Origin of the sequence: Chitinimonas sp. BJB300, from assembly GCF_002735695.1 — a bacterium.
Taxonomy (GTDB): Bacteria; Pseudomonadota; Gammaproteobacteria; order Burkholderiales; family Chitinimonadaceae; genus Chitinimonas.
In genome coordinates this window covers 1-18,910 of sequence record NZ_PDZH01000035.1, presented here as the reverse complement: position 1 = coordinate 18,910, position 18,910 = coordinate 1, and the positions used below count along the sequence as shown (strand labels likewise).

Here is an 18,910-nt window from a genome sequence, read left to right as displayed (position 1 = left end):
CCGTCGCCTAATGGCAACGGGCTTTTGAAACCTGGTGGCTATGACTGGACTTGAACCAGTGACCCCAGCATTATGAGTGCTGTGCTCTAACCAGCTGAGCTACATAGCCATCGAAGAGGGCGCGATTATCTAGATGGGCGCAATCTTCGTCAAGCCCTGCGCATTAACTTTTCCTCAAAATCGCTCGCATCGAATGCAGCAACTACGTTGCTACAATCCCCCCGAACGATCATCTCGCCGAAAACCCATCATCAGATCCGGCAGTACTACACCCTTGGAAAACGCAATCACCTTGAACAATTCACCCATCTCAGCCGGGCTTATCAATTTGTTCAACGCCACAGTGGCTTTCAAATAATCGGTGCTACCGGCCTTCATACGCCCCAACACATCGAGCACACCCGCATCCAACAAGAAAGAAGCTTGGGAGGTAAATCCCTCCAGCTGCCAGCCAGCCTCGGTTGCCACACGGTAAATAGCCGAAAAATCAACATGCGTGGTGATGTCTTCCAAGCCCGGCAGATGAAAAGGGTTGTCATGGCTGTGGTGACGGTAGTGGCAAATCAAGGTGCCCATATGCCGCTGCGGGTGGTAGTACTCGCCGGCGACAAAGCCGTAGTCAGGCAGAATGACTGCGCCTCGGTTTACTGAAGCAGCCAAGCTGGCCAAAAATGCCTGCGCCTCGTGCTGGACTTCTGTCAGGTAACCGGCTGGTAGAGGCAAGGCCTGTAGCGACTCACATCCCGCAGCATCGCCCAGCCGCCGGCTTTCCCAGGCAAAACCCTCACGCCACACAACGCCACGCTGTAACCAACCCGCATCACTCTGCTCCAATGCCATACAGGGCATAGCATCCAGCACTTCATTGCCAATAATGCAGCCGTTGAAATCGGTGGGTAGCGATGCCAACCATATCACCCGATCAAGTAAGTCTGGCACCACCGCCATCAATGTAGCGCGCTGCCGCTCGGCCAATTCAGCTGAGAGTTCCAGAATGTAATAGCGCACTGGCAGTGCATCCATTCGGCGCAGTTCCAATAGCAAATCCGCCGCGAGCCGCCCTGTACCTGCACCAACTTCCAACACTGAGCCACCCACGGCCGCCAATACCTGAGATACCGGACGCGCCAAGGCTTGCGCAAATAATGGCGACAATTCGGGGGCGGTCACAAAATCACCCGCTGCACCAAACTTGCGGCTACCCCCGCTGTAATAACCCAAGGCCGGCGCATATAGCGCCAAGCGCATATAGTCCGCAAATGGCAGCCATCCCCCCGCACGGTCTATTTCGATACGGATCAGGGCGGTTAATGATTGGCTGGCAGCTAGCTGGTCAGCATCAGGGGCAGGCAGTTGGCGCATGTGTTAGATTCAATTTTTGATTCGTTTACCAGACCGACCAGTTTAACGAGGCAGCGATATGCAGGGCAAAGTAGTATTGGTTACAGGCGGGGCCAAAAGGGTGGGCGCCGCCATTGTGCGCAAGCTTCATGGCGCTGGCGCAAATGTCATGTTGCACTATCGCAGCTCGTTGGCTGAAGCCCGCTCACTGGCGGCGGAGCTTAATCTGCAACGCCCCAACTCTGTTGCCATCAGCCAAGCCGACCTACTGAATATCGCCGGTCTGCCTATCTTGGTGCAGCAGACCCTATCGCAATTCGGCCGCCTCGACGCCATCGTCAACAATGCCTCAAGCTTCTTTCCCACCCTTGTCGGGGAAATTGATGAGAACAGCTGGCTGGACTTAATCGGCAGCAATCTGAAAGCGCCCCTTTTTCTTGCCCAAGCAGCGGCCCCAGAATTAAAGAAAAACCAGGGGTGCATCGTCAGCATTGCCGATATCCACGCCGAACGGCCAATGAAGGGCCACTTGGTCTACAACATTGCCAAAGCAGGTTTGGTAGCCATGACCCGGTCACTTGCCCGTGAACTAGCACCAGATGTGCGGGTAAATGCCATAGCGCCCGGCGCAAACATCTGGCCGGATGAGGAATCGGTCTTCGATGAGCTGGCCCGCCAAAGAATCACTGGTTCCATCCCATTGAAAAGGGTGGGAGAGCCCGACGACTTGGCCCGTACCATCTTATTCCTGATACAGGATGCCCCCTACATCACCGGGCAGATCATTAATGTCGATGGTGGACGTAGCATCTATCTCTAAGAACCTGTTTACGATCTTACTGCGCAGTAAGATCGTAAACAGGTTCTAAGTAAGAGTCTGCCGCCTTCGACAAAAAACCCTGTAAAATCACGCCCTTTCCGATTTTCAGAGTGGCATCATGGACGCCGCAGTAACCGATACTCCGCTCGCTTCGGCCGAGCAAAAAACGAAGTACAACTTCGATAAGCTCGCCAAGCGCCTACGTCATGCCGTGGGTGATGCCATCAACGACTTCGGCATGATCGAACAGGGTGATCGCATCATGGTTTGCATGTCGGGCGGCAAAGACAGCTATACCATGCTGGATATCCTGCTCAGCCTACAAAAGAGCGCCCCGATCGACTTTCAGCTGGTTGCGGTAAATCTGGACCAGAAACAACCCGGGTTCCCCGAACATGTGCTGCCGGAATACCTGCAGGCGCTGGGCGTGGCATATCGCATCGTCGAGGAAGATACTTACTCCATCGTCAAACGGGTTATCGAAGACGGCAAAACCACTTGCGGTCTTTGTTCTCGCTTACGGCGTGGCATATTGTACCGAGTGGCTGACGAACTAAACTGTACCAAGATTGCACTCGGCCACCATCGCGATGACATCCTGGAAACGTTATTCCTCAATATGTTCCATGGCGGTCGCCTGAAAGCAATGCCACCTAAACTGGTCAGCGATGATGGCAAGCATATGGTGATCCGCCCATTGGCCTATTGCCGGGAAAAGGACATTGAACGCTATGCCGGCATGCGCCAGTTCCCCATCATCCCTTGCACACTGTGTGGCTCGCAGCCTAATCTTCAGCGCGAAGTTGTCGGCCAAATGCTGAAAGATTGGGATAAGCGTTTTCCAGGTCGCCTGGAGACCATGTTCCGCTCGTTACAGAACGTTGTGCCGTCGCATTTGGCAGATCCCAAGCAGTTCGATTTTGTTGGCCTAAAGACGCAAGACACCCCCTATGCAGATGGCGATACCGCTTTTGACGCGCCAGAACTACCCAAACACGCATCCGACCATCCATTTGCCAGCGTGAATGTCCTCAATAGCCGTGACCGCACGGAAGGCTGCCACTAATGCGCTTCGGTCGCCGTGTTCACAAATCATTTCAAGATGATGCTGTCGTTGATGTGAGTGAGAAGGATGGCATCCGCTCACTACACCTGGGCTCAGAGGCCATTCAAAGTTCCATGCGAGTACGCGACCCCATAGAACTCATACTTGGTTACAGCCGCTGCATGTTTGGCTTCTTGCTGTTTCGGGACATACCAAAAAGTATGGTCGTGATCGGCTTAGGGGGGGGCTCAATTCCCAAGTTCGTGCATCACTACATGCCGAACACTTGCGTTGTGGCGGTAGAGCTGCTGCCTCAGGTGGTACATATCGCACGCAGCATGTTTTGCCTACCACAGGACAACGAACGACTGCAGGTAGTGGTGGGCGATGGTGCAACCTACATTGCAGACATGGTGAATCCCGTCGACGTCATCATGCTGGACGCCTTTGGCCCCACGGGCATCGCCGAAAGCCTCTCAACAGAAGACTTCTTTGGCCATTGCCGTAATCGGCTCACCCCCGATGGCAGCCTGCTCGTCAATCTATGGGGTTCCGATCCACGCTTTCAGGTGTATGTCGATCGGCTTTCCCGCGCTTTTGATGGCCAAGTGCTCTGTCTTCCGGCCCGGCAACGCGGCAATATCACAGCAATTTGCTTCAAGCGCAGCAGCCATAACCCCAGTTGGAGCAGCCTGAAAGAACGTGCCAGTGTACTGGAGGCGCATTTCCCCCTTGAGTTCAGCGAATTCGTTACCGATCTCACCCGTATGAACGAACATAACGACCGCCGATTAGTGATCTAAACCAACACTAATCAGCCGCGCTTTCCATCACCGAGCCAATGTGAAAAAATCACTGTAATTTAACGATTTATACGGTGATACCCATGCTCGATCGAGACGGTTATCGCCCCAACGTTGGCATCATTATCTGCAACGACAAAAACCAGGTTTTTTGGGGCAAGCGTGTTCGCGAACACTCCTGGCAATTCCCGCAAGGAGGCATCAAGTCGGGCGAAACACCCGAGCAAGCCATGTTTCGTGAATTGATGGAAGAAACTGGGCTAAAACCGGAGCATGTCCGCATCCTGGGGCGAACACGCGACTGGTTACGGTATGACGTGCCCACCCATTGGGTGCGGCGGGAATGGCGCGGTACTTATAAAGGACAAAAGCAAATTTGGTTCTTGCTACGCTTGGTAGGCCGTGAATGTGATGTGTCTTTACGTGCATCACATCATCCCGAATTCGATGCATGGCGCTGGAATGACTACTGGGCACCGCTAGAAGCCGTTATCGAGTTCAAACGTGGTGTTTATGAGCATGCACTATCAGAGCTTGCGCGTTTTCTCAGCCCAGTTCCTCGGCAGCGACCTCAAGCCCGGGTTCAAGACGTGCAAAATTAGAAAACGGCGTGGAATCAAATCCACGCCGTTTTTTATCCCATCCGATCTACGGGAGGATCGAAAGCAATTGTGAAGCGGTTAGATAGCCCAATTCGGACTGACCAAGGCGACGCATCAAGACAAATCGGATCTTTCCATCCAACACTTTTTTATCTTGTGCCATTAAGGCCATCCACCGCTCATAGCCTAAGGCAGGCGCATCAACAGGCAGGTTAGCCTGAGTCAACACGGCTTTCACTCTTGCAACATCCGCCACATCAAGCCAGCCTAAATGGTTAGAGGAAGTGGCTGCCAACACCATGCCTGCAGCAATTGCCTCCCCATGAAGCCATTTTCCATAGCCAAGGCCTGCCTCTATCGCGTGGCCAAAGGTATGCCCGAGGTTCAGCAAGGCACGGATGCCTTCCTCACGCTCATCGGCGGCAACAATACGGGCTTTATTCCGACATGATCTTTCAACCGCATATGCGACAGCATCAAGATCACGCCGCATCAAGGCAGCCATATTGGTTTCAAGCCATTCCAAAAATGGCAGGTCATCTATCAAACCATATTTGATGACTTCAGCCAGGCCCGCCGAGTATTCCCTCGCTGGCAAAGTAATCAAAGTATCCAAGTCCGCAAGAACCAGTCGAGGCTGATAAAACGCACCAATCATGTTCTTGCCGAGAGGGTGGTTGATTGCAGTTTTACCCCCTACAGAAGAGTCTACTTGAGCCAACAACGTGGTTGGCACTTGGATAAACGGCATACCACGTTGATAAATCGCAGCTGCAAATCCTGTCATATCACCGATCACACCACCACCAAGTGCAATCAACGTCGTCCTACGTTCGCAGCGGTGTTCAAGCAACGCATCCAGAATAAGATTCAACGTTTCCCAGGTTTTGTATTGCTCACCGTCCGGCAACACGATTGGCAGTGCTTCAACACCTGCCGAATCAAGTACCTTCTGAAAATCCTCAAGGTAAAGGGCAGCAACCGTAGTGTTAGTAACGATTGCGACTCGAGGCTGGGGTAGGATTTCCAGAAAGGGTGTTGCGTCTTTCAACAAACCTCTGGCGATCAATATTTGATACGGAGCATGATCAAGCTCAACGGGGACGGTGAACATGTTTACTTTGCAGATCATTCAAAATATGGAGCGCCAACTGATTAACACTCTGCCGGCTAGTATCAACGACCAAATCAGCGATCTCCCGATACAGTGGATCGCGTTCAGCATAAAGCGCATGCAGACGCGCTCTTGGATCTGCCGTTTGCAGAAGGGGACGATTCTTGTCCAGGCGCGTCCGCTGGTACAACTCATCCGGCGATGCCCTCAGATATATTACATAGCCATTGCTCGACAGGTACTGTCGATTCTCGGGGTCCAAGACAGCGCCCCCCCCGGTAGCGAGGACAACATCTGATAAGGAAGTCAGCTCTCGGATGATTTCCAGCTCGCGCAGGCGAAATCCGGCCTCACCTTCAACGTCGAAAATGAATGGAATGCGAACACCCGTTCGCGATTCGATCTCGTGGTCGCTGTCGTAAAAGACCTTATGCGTCAGCCGCGCCAAAGCACGCCCAATCGTCGTCTTCCCGGCGCCCATCAAGCCGACTAGAAAAAAATTGCCCGGCAAATTCATGCCGGGCATTGTAGCGGATTACAGCTTGTTCAGCGTAGGGTCAATGCATCATCCAAGATACGCGGGGTGATGAATATCAAAAGTTCCTTTTTCGTAGACGACTTACTCTTATTCTTGAATAAATTGCCCAGAATCGGAATATCACCAAGGAATGGTATTTGAGCTCCTTTATCAATCTCTTCCAGTTCAAAAATACCGCCAATAACCGCAGTATCACCATTGTTAACCAATACCTTAGTCTCAATACTACGCGTATCTACCAAAGGAGCGGCATTTGTACTCTTAGCCGCAAGCGCATCCTTAAGAATCTTTAGCTCCATAAACACGCGACCATCAGGGGTAATTCGCGGAGTTACATCTAACTGAAGGATAGCTTCCTTCTCTTCTAGTGTTGTAACGTTAGCACTTTCTTTAGTCACGTAAAAACGCGAGCCTTGCTTGATCGTCGCTTTTTGTTGATCGCCGGTAACTATTCTTGGGCTCGAAACCGTACGGCCATTACCGCTTGCCTCTAATGCCGACAGCTCAAGTCCCAATAAAGCACCCACACTGCGATTCAGCAAAGTCATGCTGAATTTGCCAGAGCTAGCCGCTGCAGAAGGAAGATTCACGGCATTACCATTAATGGTGCCTGAAATATCATTACTATTGGCCATTGATATACCATCCTCAAGCGTATGGCCAAACATCACGCGGTTTTTGCTGCCAAGCGTTCTGTCCCCTCTCACATTCAATCGAACGCCTAAGTCTCGACTGAAATCATCATTAGCGATTACTACTCTTGCTTCAATCATTACCTGCCTGGAAGCAACGTCTGCCCGTAATAACAGCGCTCTAATCTCATCTAGCTTCGAAGGAATATCGCTAACAAGCAATACATTATTACGCGCCTCAACAATGGCACTCCCACGCTTACTGAGGAATGATTGCTTATCAGTTGTCAACATCGCCCGAATATCTTCAGCCTTCAGATAGTTCAACTGAAATGACTCGCTACGCAGTGGTTCGATATCTGCAACCTGTGCCTTCGCTTCCAACACAAGCTTTTCACGGGATGCAATCTCTTCACGCGGCGCAACCCAGGTTACATTCCCATTATCTCGCTTATCCAAACCTTTACTTTGCAAGATCAAATCCAACGCTTGGTCCCAGGGAACATCTTTCAACCGAAGGGTGACATTACCCACTACCGTATCGCTAGTGATAATGTTCTTTCCAGTAAACTCGGCAATTACCTGAAGAACCGTACGCACTTCGACATTTTGGAAATTGAGCGATAACTTTTCACCCTTATAAGCTGGCTTATCCAGTTGCGCCAATTTCTTCGCCTGCTCATCAACACTCTTCACTTCAACGACAAAGCGGTTATCTGTCTGGTATGCAGAGTATTCCCAAGTTCCCTTTGGTTCAATCACCATCTTGACAGTTTCGCCTTGAGCATAACTATCAATGTTCTGCACGGGCGTGCCAAAATCGGCCACATCCATGCGGCGCTCAAACTGCCTAGGCAAACTAGTTTTTGCAAACTCCAGCACCAAGTTTTTCCCTTGCTGCCTAATATCTATACCAACGGATGGACTCGATAAATCAATAGAAACACGCCCCTCGCCGGCTTTCCCTCGCCGGAAATCCACATCACGGATAGACTCTCTATTCTTATTTTGGGCAGAAGAAAATTGCGTAGACGCATTTCCGGCTATCTGCCCATCAGCAGCGCTCAAACTGAGTACTATTCTATTACCCTCAACACGCGTTTCATAAGATGCCGGCTTCACCAAACCAAGCACAACGCGCGTACGCCCACCAGACTCTGCTAAATTTACACTTTTCAAATTAGCACCGGCGACAGGAAAACTAGACTTCCCTGTTTCATTAGCAGTATTGACAAAATCAAATGCTAATCGTGGTGGAGTATTAACGACAAAGCTTGCCGGCACCTTGACAGGCCTTTGCATAACAAGCGTGACTTCCTGTCGCTCAACGGAATCCGAACGAACTTCAACAGATTTAATTGAGTTCGGCTCCTCGGCAAGAACAGTACCCGCAAGCAGCAGAAATACAGAATTTTTCAGCCAACCAGACCAAGACCGCTTATTCATTTCTTCTGCTCCGTTTCTTCCAGTGCCAGGACACTCGTGCGTTCCACCCAGTCACCACCACTATCTTCAACAATCTCTTTCAAAGAAATCTCAGATTCAGAGATCGCGGTAACCATACCAAAATTCTGTCCCATATAACCGCCCAACTTTATTCGGTAAAGATTTCCATCTGGCGCCTTAATCAAAGCGTTAATCTCCTTACCTCGCTGAAGCGAGCCAACCATTCGAAGCTTTTCAAGATCGTAAGACTCCAAAGTCTCACGAGGACGATTCAGGTTTGGCGCCAGTAAGCCGCCCGACTTCCTTGCGACAGCCATCTTGCTTTTATTAAAGGGGTCAACTAGATCAAAAGCCGCATAAATGAACGGTTCGTAAGGTTTGACTTCTGGAAGCGGTTCAATATGCCCCTTAAGCCCAACACTACTTTCATCCATCCAGGCTTTTAAATCACCAAACTCTTCGCCAGCACACGCTGCAAGGAAAAGTACGGGAATTAATGTAACGATTTTCTTGAACTTGAACATATAGGCACCCGTCAGTTCTTATTCTTCTTGGCCGCGGCTTCGGTCCTACGAATATCGACTGCCTCTTCCTCATCCAAAGCTCGGTAAGTACTGGCCACTGCCTGCATGGATAAAGCACTCGATGCGCCAGGAGTAGGCAATGCAATTTGCATGCTTCCTAAAGTCACAATTCTAGATAATTGAGAAACATCACTAGCGAATGCAGCCAAGTCATGGTACGCACCGCCAATTTTAATTTCTATTGGCCGCTCCGCAAATTCCGCTGTTTTCGTCTCTGTGACAGCAGGCCTGAAAAGTTCAAACTGCAGCCCTCGACCAACACCAGACTGATTAATCTCAGTAATAAGCGTTTCCATTTCAGCTTTGCTGGGCAGTTGTTTAAGTAGAGCACCAAATGACTCTTGGATTTCTGCAAGCTGCTGCCTATAGGCATCTAAGTTTATCGCCTTGGCTTTTCTATCTAGGAACGCTTGCTTCAACTCTCCCTCGCGATTCCGCCCTTGCTCTAACTCTTCATTCTGATCGGCCAAGATTAAGAAATACCCTGCTGCAACGATTGCAGCAATAAGCGCAACCAATGCGCCTATTTGTAGAGAAGCAGGCCAATTGGCGATGTCCTTGGGGTCTAAATTCCGCAATTCATCCATATTCATGGCTGAGCCCCCTTCTTCGCCTTAGCCTTAGCAGCTGGATCCTCATCTGCCTCACGGGTAATCGTTACATTCAACCTAAACATATTAAGCCGCTGTCCCGTTGTAGCATCTGCTTTGATATCAATCAAATTAGGCTGCTCAAAGATCGGCGAGTCATTCAGGCTACGCATCAATGTTGAAACACGTGCACTAGATTGAGCAAACCCCGTCAATGAAATAATATTATTTGTTTGTTTAATTTCAGATAAATAGATACCTTCAGGTGTTTGACGCACCAACTGGTCCAGTATCTGCACTGCTTCACCACGATTTGCCTGAAGACGTTCAACGACTTTTTTCCGATCTAGCAGTAACTGGCGCTCCTTTTTAAGCGTCTCGATTTCAGCTATCTGCTTATCCAGCTTTGCATTCTCTTCCTCAAGAAAAGCATTGCGCTCCGCTTGCATAGCAATTTGGGCGGCCAGCGCCAAGTAGGCTGCAGCAACAATCGCAATACCAATACCAACAGAGATACCCGCCAACACCGCAAAACGAGCTAATCTAGCTTTTCGTTTCTGCTCACGGTGAGGCAATAAATTTATTCTTATCATGAATCAAACCTCCGCATAGCCAAGCCACAAGCTATTAAAAGCGAAGGAGCATCCAATAGCAATTGACGCGTTTTAACTCGTGAAGACTGACTCATATTAAGGAAGGGATTTGCAATCATGGTGCTAACCTGCGTCCTACTAGCAACCACCTCATCCAATCCTGATATCACACTACAGCCACCAGCCAATAAAATGTGATCGACACTATTATATTGTGTTGATGTAAAAAAGAACTGTAGTGCGCGAGAAATCTCTGTTGCCAAGGAATCCATGAAGGGCTGTAATACTTCCGGCTCATAATTATCCGGCAACCCTCCATTACGTTTAGCAGCCTCAGCCTCTTCAGGAGAAAGACTGAACTTTCGTTGTATGTCATGGGTCAACTGATTCCCACCAAATGCCTGCTCACGAGAATAAATTTGTTGACCATCTCGCAGTACATTGATATGCATCATTGCGGCACCAATATCAACAATAACAACTGTTTGGTCCCTGCCGTTGCTCGGGAGTTGTCGCTCAATCAACTCATAAGCAGCTTGTGTTGCAAAGGACTCTACGTCCATAACTACAGCTTTTAATCCCGCAGCCTCTACAGCGGCTACACGATCTTCAACTTTCTCTTTTCTCGATGCAGCAATCAAAATCTCGACTTCATCCGGTGTCGCAGCTGAAGGCCCAAGAACTTGGAAATCTAAATTGACTTCATCTAGAGCAAATGGAATGTATTGGTTAGCTTCAGTTTCAACTTGCTGTTCCAATTCATTCTCAGACTGCCCAGCAGGAACTGTTATTTTCTTTGTAATAACCGCTGCCGCAGGTAATGCCAACGCAACACCTTTAACTCGAGTCCCCATAACGCGCCAAGCCCGCTTGACCGCTTCGGACACCGCGTCTAGATTCACGATATTTCCATCGCTGACGGCATCTTTTGGTAGAGGCTCAATGACATAGCGCTCAATTGTCAAATGTTTCCCGGCTTCTGAAAGCTCAACGAGCTTAACGGCCGAGGTACTAATGTCCAACCCAATCATGGGTGGCGCTTTAGGCTTTAGGAAATCTAGATTCAACTTGAATTTCCCTTTTAAAATTAGGTTAGCGGGGGTTGTTTCAGTAAATTCACGTTAAATCCTAGCAGCCCACCTTTACAGTGTAAAGCCGATTTATGCATTTATTCTAAACCCTTGTGCATCCAACAACGCGATAGAATGCAAACGTCAAACTCAGAAAGACCTAATTTATCATGATGCAACGTTGGCTAGTGCTCATAGCCTGCTTGGTTTTTGCAGTGATCGTCGCTTTGGCCGGTGCGATTACTCTCACATTAGTTTTTACCTACCCACGCTTGCCATCGCTTGAGACTCTCACTGACTACAAACCAAAAATACCCTTGCGTATCTTTACTGCCGATGAGGTGCAAATCGGCGAATTTGGTGAAGAGCGCCGCGACTTTGTACCAATCGAAAAAGTACCACTCCTCATGAAGCAAGCGATTCTCGCTGCTGAAGATGAACGTTTCTACAGCCACGGAGGAGTTGATTACATTGGTGTAGCACGTGCAGCCTTATCCAATCTTGCCTCAGGTCATGCTCAATCCGGCGCCAGTACCATCACCATGCAAGTCGCCCGGAATTTCTTTCTTTCGAGTGAGAAAACCTTTTCCCGTAAGTTTAACGAGGCTTTGTTGTCTTTCAAGATAGAACATAGTTTATCGAAAGACAAAATTCTGGAACTTTATATAAATCAGATCTATCTTGGGCAAAGAGCGTATGGTTTCTCGGCCGCTGCACAGGCGTATTATGGGAAAACACTGCCAAACTTGACTATTGCAGAAATGGCGATGTTGGCAGGCTTGCCAAAGGCACCCTCCAGCTATAATCCGGTGGTTAATCCAAGCAGGGCCAAATTACGCCAGCAATATGTATTGCGCAGAATGCGTGAGTTGCAGATGATTGATGTGCCCCAATATAATGCGGCCAAGGTAGAACCATTAAATGTAGTCAAAAAAAGCGAAGGTTTCAGCATACAAGCCGAGTATGTTGCAGAAATGGCTAGGCAATTTGCTGTTGAGAAATATCAAGATGCTGCTTATACCCAAGGCATTCAAGTCTATACCACGCTCCTCTCCACTCATCAAACAGCGGCATATCAGGCAGCGCGTAATGGTGTATTAGCCTATGATCGCCGCCATGGTTATCGTGGGCCGGAAGGATTTATCGAATTAAGTGATCTTGATAATCCACAACGCGATGGATTAGATGAAAAGCTATCTGAATTTACGCTCATCCCAGGCTTACTCCCTGCCGTTGTAACCCGGGTAACGAATAATGGAATCGATGTTTACCTGCCTTCAAGAGGCACATTAAATATAGCTACGAAGGGCTTACAATTTGCCAGCCGCGCTCTTAGCAATAAATTAGCACCCACACAAAGAATTAGAGTAGGCGCAGTCGTCCGGCTTCAGCAAGTTAAAGAAGAATGGCAGGTCGTACAGCTTCCGGAAGTAGAAGTCGGCGTTGTTGCTATGGATCCTAATAACGGAGCAATCAGGGCACTAGTCGGTGGATTCGATTTCAATAGAAATAAATTCAACCATGTGACCCAAGCATGGCGACAGCCGGGCTCCACATTTAAGCCTTTCATCTATTCCGCAGGCATAGAGCGTGGATTTACGCCCGCCACGCAAATCAACGACGCCCCGCTTATTATCGATCCCGCCTCAATAGGGGGGCAACGCTGGGAGCCAAAAAACTTTGATGGCAAATTCCTTGGCATGATGACTTTACGTGATGCGCTGACTAAATCAAAAAATCTTGTTTCGATTCGCATCCTTCAATCCATCACGCCAGATTACGCACAAGCCTATATTGGTAAGTTTGGCTTTGAAGCCAAGAATCATCCCGCGTATCTAACCATGGCACTCGGTGCCGGTATGGTTACACCACTACAAATGGCGGAAGCCTATAGCGTATTTGCCAATACAGGTTACCGGGTGCCTTCGTATTTTATTGACCATGTCAGCGACGCCAAAGGCCAAGTACTGGCACGCACACAACCTGTACATGCCGGAGAAAATGCAGAACGCACATTGGATGCGAGGAACGCATTCATCATGACCAGCATCATGAAAGATGTAACACGATTCGGTACCGCCGCTAAAGCATCCGTATTGAATCGCAATGATTTGGCAGGGAAAACAGGTACAACCAATGATACGCACGATGCTTGGTTTGCCGGTTACACAGCCGATTTAGTGGCAGTAAGTTGGATAGGTTTTGACCAGCCGCGCTCGTTAGGCGGAACGGAAACCGGTGGACAAGCTGCGCTGCCCATTTGGATCGAATATATCGGCCAAGTTCTGCAGGGTGTACCCGAACGGGCGATCCCCATGCCTGACGGAGTGATCACGATCCCAACAGAGACCTCACGCGGCGTACGGGATGAGTATTTTTATGCTGAGTTCCCACAAACCAACCCGGAATTGGGCTTGGATAATGCAGGTACGGGAAGCACTGATCCAATCGAAGATGAAGTAAGAGATATGCTCTTCTAGGCTTTGGCTACGTAGAAAAGCATTTGATAGCGTTTCAAAGTCAAAATAGCGATACAGCCCATGCTGCATCGCTATTTTTTTGACCACACCGGGTTATCTCGCAGCACTCCGATCAAGCCAGAAAAAAACAAGGACCACACCACTGGTGTATGAAGCAACTACGGGGGCGGCCTAAAGCCACCGACGGCGCCAGAATGTATAACCCATGCCGGTTGCAATCAGTCCCATGATGCCCCAGATCAAGAAATAGCCATATCGCCAATGCAATTCGGGCATGAAATCGAAATTCATGCCGTACACGCCGACAATAAACGTTAAGGGCATGAAAATCGTGGCGATGACCGTCAGCATGCGCATTTCGCGGTTGAGTCGGTTGCCTTGGTTGGACATATAAAAATCCGTTAACCCACCCACCAAGTCACGCAGCATTTCTTGCGCTTCGATCAGATGGACAGCATGGTCGTAGACATCCCGCAAGTAGATTTGGGTTTCCGCACAAAAATAGTCTCCATCATCACGCTGCAACGCATTCAACACTTCCCGCATTGGCCACAGGGCCCGGCGTAGATAAAGCATTTCGCGCCGCAATGCATGGATACGCTGCAGAACACCTAGATGTACACCCTCGCCGACCTCATCTTCCAAGCTTTCCACCAACTCACCCAATGCCTCCAGCACGCCAAAATAGCGATCCACTACCTTATCCAGCAAGGCATAGACCAGATAATCGGCACCGAGCTTCCGTACCTGACCAGCCCCCTGACGTAGCTGTTCACGGATTTGATTAAAGGTACCACTGGGGTGCTCCTGAAACGTCAGCACCCAGCCGCGGCCGAGTACGATGGAAATTTGCTCGGCAACGACGCTGCTATGTTCGGCATCAAAACGGCCCAGCTTGGCAACTATATATAGATAGTTCTCGTAAGCTTCGACCTTGGTACGTTGGTTGGTGTTGAGTATGTCTTCAAGGGTAAGCGGATGCAGGCCAAAACGACGTCCCACTTCCTGCAACAGCGCCACATTGCCCAAGCCATGAACATTCAGCCATAAGGTCGAAAAAGTGGGGGTAAAACTCTTGCCATGCTCCAGCGATGTAAAAAGTGTTTCGCGTAGGTCCTGCTCACCTGAACCATATTCAATTAACGTTGCCAGGGTTTCCCCTGTTTTATCCCCTACATAATGCGGTGATCCAAGCGGTACCTCTGGCTTGGCTGCCAACGTTGGCAGCAAACGCCGCTTCTTGCCCATTTCACAATCCCCAATGCTGGAAATTGGGTGAAAGTGCAAGTAAATGACCCGCCTCACGCCACTCTTCCGCTTCTTGTAGCAATGCAGTATGGGTAAGAGGATTCGCCTGCAACCAATCATTCGTCACAGCCAAACTAAAACCATTACGATTGGCTGCCAGGTTAATGGGCGGTGTTTCACGATCTGTGCGGCTACGGCTGCACAGTACAGCAAGGCGCAAAGACAGCACCCGGGCCCAACGATCCTTGGCCAGATTACCCAATTTCTTTAACCCGCCCTTATGACCAAGCACCAGCAATGCAACCCGGGCCTGTTCTTGGCTGGAAAAGCCTGGCATATCGGCATGCTGCAAGATATAGGCAGAATGCTTGTGGTAACTGGAATGAGATATCGACAAGCCTATCTCATGCAGTCGAGCGGCCCAGAGCAAGATATTCAAATCCGTATCGGGATCAACCTCTAGGCTGGCCACCAGCTGCCGATAAAAAATTTCCGCCAGCTTGGCTACACGTTGCTGCTGCGCCAAATCCACATGGTACCGACGTTTGAACTGAGTAACGGTTACCTCGCGCAAATCACGCTGATGTTGCCTGCCGACCAAGTCGTAAAGTACACCATCGCGCAGCGCACCAAGGGTGATAGTCATTTTCTCAACACCAAGTTCTGCAAAAACAGCCGACATAATGGCAAACCCGCCGGGCAACACCGGGCGACGATCGGCGCGTAATCCATTGAGTTGCAATGCATCGATATGCCCGGCCTTGAGCATCAGATCGCGCAATTTTTCCATACCGGCCACACTAAGCCCACCACTACTTAAACCATTCAACTCCAGGATATCGCCAAGTGAACGCGCCGTCCCCGATGTACCAATGGCTTGCTGCCAATGCACATGATTGAATTCATGCACGATGGCTTGTAGCTCACTACGTGCTGCAAGCTCAGCATCGCGAAGTGCTTGTTTGGTCAGTTTACCGCCAGGGAAAAACTTCAGGCTGTAGCTGACGCACCCCATCAGCAAGCTTTCGGTCTTAAACGGTTTAAATTGCTGGCCAACAATAAATTCGGTACTGCCCCCACCGATATCGACAACCAACCGCTTTTCCCGTCCTGCGGGCAGAGAATGGGCCGCGCCAATATAAATCAGTCGCGCTTCTTCTCTGCCTGCAATCACTTCAATGGGAAACCCAAGTGCAGCCTCAGCACGCGGTAGAAACTCCGCCGAATTCTTGGCTACCCGCAGCGTGCTTGTGGCTACCACCCGCACATGTTCGGGTGGCATACCTCTGAGCCTTTCACCAAACCGTGCCAGCGCAGCTAAGGCACGGGTCTGACCCTTGCTATCCAGGTTGCCCTGCGCATCCAGCGCCGCAGCGAAGCGTACCGTATCCTTCAGCGCGTCAAGCGGGTACACCTGGTCATCCACCACCCGGGCAACCTGCAAACGAAAGCTATTGGACCCAAGGTCGACGGCGGCAATGGTATGGGGAGGAGTCATTTCTACTAGGCCGGCGGAGACGATGGCCGGATTGTCTGAAGCGGGGGGACAAAACACAAGTCCCCTAGCAATAATGGGGGCTTGTTTACGACACAATACAGGTCAGCGGGCTTGTTTTTCAATCTCTTCAACTGGGCTATGCCGCACATCAATACCTTTCACCAGGTAAACCACGTACTCAGCAATATTCTTGGCATGGTCGCCTACCCGCTCAATAGCCTTGGCAATTTCGATGATCTCTAATGCCAAACTGATAGTACGCGGGTCTTCCATCATGTAAGTAATCAACTGACGCTGAATCGCCTTGAATTCTTCGTCCAGCTTGATGTCTTCACGCGCCACGGTTCCCGCCACACTCGGGTCCAACCGTGCGAAACCGTCCAATGCAGTCCGCAACATGCTCAAAGCAATATTAGACTGATAAGTCAAGTCAGACATACGCGGCACATTAACCCGGCCTTCGCCATAAATCTGCTTGGCACGACGGGAAATCTTGCATGCCTTGTCACCAATGCGCTCCAGATCGTTTACCACCTTGTTCACCGTCAGCACCATACGTAAGTCACTGGCGGCCGGCTGGCGGCGGGCAATGATGTGCATGACGTTATCGTCAATCTCGACATGCATGACGTTGACTCGATTTTCGGTTTCGATCACTTTGTTGATCAGCTCAAGGTCACCACCTTCCAGCGCCGCCATCGCATCACCAAACTGCTCTTCCACCAAGCCCGCCATCGCCAGAATCTTGGCGCGAGCCATCTCAAGCTCCGCATCGAATTGCTTAGAAATATGTTCCGACATGGCTTGTTCCCTTTATTGAACTAGGGCCGTCAGAGCGGCCAGGCAGCAACTCTGACATGACAAGCGTTGCCCACCAAAAGAAATTTCCGTGACAACGAATCAACGATGAGTCTGCACGCCATTGGCTGTACCCAATAGGAGTACATCTGCCCGGCGGCGGGCAAACAATCCGTTGGTGACCACACCAACAATTTGGTTGATTTCGCCTTCCAACTTGCCCGGTTCAGCAATTTGCAAACCATGTACGTCCAGAATCACATTGCCATTGTCCGTAAGCACACCTTCACGGTAGGCAGGTCTGCCACCCAGTAGAACCAGTTGACGGGCAACATAGCTGCGCGCCATCGGGATCACCTCCACCGGCAAAGGAAATGCCCCCAGCACATCGACCAGTTTTGTTTCATCGGCAATGCAAATAAACTGCTCGGCAACCGCAGCGACAATCTTTTCCCTAGTCAATGCGGCGCCACCGCCTTTAACTGCCTGCAGATGACGATTGATTTCATCCGCGCCATCCACATAAACCGGGATGCGATCCACTGCATTCATATCAAACACGGCAATACCATATCCTTTGAGCCTGGCTGCTGAGGCTTCTGAACTTGCAACTGCCCCCTCGATACGGCCTTTGATCTCAGCCAAGGCATCAATGAAATGGTTAGCCGTAGAACCCGTACCCACGCCGACTATCGAATTATCGGGAACAAAAGCAATTGCAGCGCGCGCTGCTGCGCGCTTCATTTCATCAAGGGTCATCGCTTCTTACTCCTGCAAAGGGGGACAAAGCCGAGATTATACCGGCGCACCAGCATTGAGTTTGCGGACAAACTTTTCTATCCCACCCAATAGCATCTCAATGGAGATAGCTGTGAGTATCAATCCCATCAACCGTTCAAAAGCCATGGTGACCTGCTCACCCAAAAACGCTGCTATGCGTTCTGCAAAACCAAGGACAATCGCTGAAACCAACATCGCCACAGTCAGTGCCCCAATCCACTCCCACATTCTGGTCGGCTCACGCGACACCATGAGTAGCACAGTCGCGATGGCAGACGGGCCCGCAATAAAGGGAATTGCCAGCGGCACAAGGAAGGGCTCACCTTTAACCTGATGGGCAAACGCCCCTTCAGGGTGAGGAAAAATCATCTTCAACGCAATCAGAAAGAGGATTACCCCACCGGCAATACCCAGTGACGTTTCAGTGAGATGCATCACCTCCAGCACCCGACTACCAAAGAATAGAAAGAACAGTAGGATCGCAAATGCGAGGAAAACCTCTCGGATAATGATGCGCCGGCGCTTGGCTGCATCAACTTGCTTCAAAAGACCGATAAACAAAGGGATATTGCCCAATGGATCCGTCACCAAAATCAACAAGACCGTGGCTGAAATAAATGATGAGGTTTCCATCGCAAGGATTCCGCCAAGAAGAAGTTACATAGTAGTTGGCTTGCTATTGCCCCCACACAATCGGCATAGGGGCGACCAGATGTTCTGGCCGACCCCTGCCACACCACCCGGCATGCGGGTCCGCACCGGGCGGTTGGAGCAGTTGAGGTCAATCTGCCTCCAATTGAAGCACATCGCCCGGTTTCGCTGATCCAGACTCGCCACCACTATTTGTCTCGCTGCCAGGCCGGTTAAGGCTTCTCCTCTTCCAAGCGCATTTGGCGAGCTTCGCTCTCGCGAACATCTGAGACGCCAC

General features: G+C 50.2%; 18 protein-coding genes and 1 tRNA gene. 5 read left to right on the top strand and 14 right to left on the bottom strand.

What is annotated here, in order from left to right; all coding sequences use genetic code 11:
• Window positions 1-32: 32 nt before the first annotated feature.
• A tRNA-Met gene (locus tag CSQ89_RS08010) sits at window positions 33-109 on the bottom strand.
• Window positions 110-210: 101 nt separating this feature from the next.
• On the bottom strand, window positions 211-1,362 hold the full coding sequence (locus tag CSQ89_RS08005) for a class I SAM-dependent methyltransferase (protein ID WP_099405646.1): 1,152 nt from the start codon (window positions 1,360-1,362) through the stop codon (window positions 211-213).
• A gap of 58 nt (window positions 1,363-1,420) precedes the next feature.
• Between CSQ89_RS08005 and CSQ89_RS08000 the strand changes: the two genes are divergently transcribed.
• From CSQ89_RS08000 to CSQ89_RS07985, 4 genes are all read left to right on the top strand, one after another.
• Window positions 1,421-2,161, top strand: a complete 741-nt coding sequence (locus CSQ89_RS08000; protein ID WP_099405645.1) for a pteridine reductase — start codon at window positions 1,421-1,423, stop codon at window positions 2,159-2,161.
• Window positions 2,162-2,279: 118 nt separating this feature from the next.
• Window positions 2,280-3,227: a tRNA 2-thiocytidine(32) synthetase TtcA gene (ttcA, locus tag CSQ89_RS07995; RefSeq protein WP_099405644.1), complete on the top strand. Its 948-nt coding sequence runs from the start codon at window positions 2,280-2,282 to the stop codon at window positions 3,225-3,227.
• Window positions 3,227-4,009: a polyamine aminopropyltransferase gene (locus tag CSQ89_RS07990; RefSeq protein ID WP_099405643.1), complete on the top strand. Its 783-nt coding sequence runs from the start codon at window positions 3,227-3,229 to the stop codon at window positions 4,007-4,009. The genes ttcA and CSQ89_RS07990 overlap by 1 nt, the downstream gene beginning before the upstream one ends.
• An 83-nt stretch (window positions 4,010-4,092) precedes the next feature.
• Window positions 4,093-4,611, top strand: a complete 519-nt coding sequence (locus tag CSQ89_RS07985; RefSeq protein WP_099405642.1) for an RNA pyrophosphohydrolase — start codon at window positions 4,093-4,095, stop codon at window positions 4,609-4,611.
• 46 nt (window positions 4,612-4,657) lie between these two features.
• Here the strand turns inward: CSQ89_RS07985 and aroB are convergent, their stop codons facing one another.
• The 7 genes from aroB to CSQ89_RS07950 are packed head-to-tail and all read right to left on the bottom strand — an operon-like array spanning window position 4,658 to window position 11,175.
• The gene (gene aroB / locus CSQ89_RS07980) at window positions 4,658-5,725 is read right to left on the bottom strand and encodes a 3-dehydroquinate synthase (protein WP_099405641.1); all 1,068 of its coding nucleotides are present in this window, start codon (window positions 5,723-5,725) and stop codon (window positions 4,658-4,660) included.
• Window positions 5,706-6,251: a shikimate kinase AroK gene (gene aroK, locus CSQ89_RS07975; protein ID WP_099405640.1), complete on the bottom strand. Its 546-nt coding sequence runs from the start codon at window positions 6,249-6,251 to the stop codon at window positions 5,706-5,708. The genes aroB and aroK overlap by 20 nt, the downstream gene beginning before the upstream one ends.
• 20 nt (window positions 6,252-6,271) lie before the next feature.
• Window positions 6,272-8,341 carry a type IV pilus secretin family protein gene (gene pilQ / locus CSQ89_RS07970; protein WP_099405639.1) on the bottom strand — a complete coding sequence of 690 codons (2,070 nt, stop codon included), beginning with the start codon at window positions 8,339-8,341 and terminating at the stop codon, window positions 6,272-6,274.
• A complete protein-coding gene (locus CSQ89_RS07965; RefSeq protein WP_099405638.1) occupies window positions 8,338-8,865 on the bottom strand; it encodes a pilus assembly protein PilP in 528 nt (175 codons plus the stop codon). Before CSQ89_RS07965 ends, pilQ begins: the two co-directional genes overlap by 4 nt.
• 11 nt (window positions 8,866-8,876) lie before the next feature.
• Complete coding sequence (locus tag CSQ89_RS07960; protein ID WP_099405637.1) at window positions 8,877-9,518, bottom strand: type 4a pilus biogenesis protein PilO; 642 nt, start codon at window positions 9,516-9,518, stop codon at window positions 8,877-8,879.
• On the bottom strand, window positions 9,515-10,108 hold the full coding sequence (locus CSQ89_RS07955; RefSeq protein ID WP_099405636.1) for a PilN domain-containing protein: 594 nt from the start codon (window positions 10,106-10,108) through the stop codon (window positions 9,515-9,517). The genes CSQ89_RS07960 and CSQ89_RS07955 overlap by 4 nt, the downstream gene beginning before the upstream one ends.
• Window positions 10,105-11,175 carry a pilus assembly protein PilM gene (locus CSQ89_RS07950; RefSeq protein ID WP_374701319.1) on the bottom strand — a complete coding sequence of 357 codons (1,071 nt, stop codon included), beginning with the start codon at window positions 11,173-11,175 and terminating at the stop codon, window positions 10,105-10,107. Before CSQ89_RS07950 ends, CSQ89_RS07955 begins: the two co-directional genes overlap by 4 nt.
• A gap of 173 nt (window positions 11,176-11,348) precedes the next feature.
• On the opposite strand from CSQ89_RS07950, the gene CSQ89_RS07945 reads away from it, so the two are divergent.
• Window positions 11,349-13,658, top strand: coding sequence for a penicillin-binding protein 1A (locus tag CSQ89_RS07945; RefSeq protein ID WP_099405635.1), 2,310 nt, complete (start codon window positions 11,349-11,351; stop codon window positions 13,656-13,658).
• 171 nt (window positions 13,659-13,829) lie between these two features.
• On the opposite strand, the gene corA is transcribed toward CSQ89_RS07945, so the two are convergent.
• From corA to CSQ89_RS07920, 5 genes are all read right to left on the bottom strand, one after another.
• Complete coding sequence (gene corA, locus CSQ89_RS07940) at window positions 13,830-14,906, bottom strand: magnesium/cobalt transporter CorA (RefSeq protein ID WP_099405634.1); 1,077 nt, start codon at window positions 14,904-14,906, stop codon at window positions 13,830-13,832.
• Window position 14,907: 1 nt separating this feature from the next.
• The gene (gene ppx, locus CSQ89_RS07935; RefSeq protein ID WP_099405633.1) at window positions 14,908-16,404 is read right to left on the bottom strand and encodes an exopolyphosphatase; all 1,497 of its coding nucleotides are present in this window, start codon (window positions 16,402-16,404) and stop codon (window positions 14,908-14,910) included.
• A gap of 102 nt (window positions 16,405-16,506) precedes the next feature.
• Window positions 16,507-17,205, bottom strand: a complete 699-nt coding sequence (gene phoU / locus CSQ89_RS07930) for a phosphate signaling complex protein PhoU (RefSeq protein WP_099405632.1) — start codon at window positions 17,203-17,205, stop codon at window positions 16,507-16,509.
• 99 nt (window positions 17,206-17,304) lie between these two features.
• The gene (gene rpiA / locus CSQ89_RS07925) at window positions 17,305-17,961 is read right to left on the bottom strand and encodes a ribose-5-phosphate isomerase RpiA (protein WP_099405631.1); all 657 of its coding nucleotides are present in this window, start codon (window positions 17,959-17,961) and stop codon (window positions 17,305-17,307) included.
• A gap of 36 nt (window positions 17,962-17,997) precedes the next feature.
• Window positions 17,998-18,615, bottom strand: a complete 618-nt coding sequence (locus CSQ89_RS07920) for a MarC family protein (protein ID WP_099405630.1) — start codon at window positions 18,613-18,615, stop codon at window positions 17,998-18,000.
• Between the last annotated feature and the right edge of the window lie 295 nt (window positions 18,616-18,910).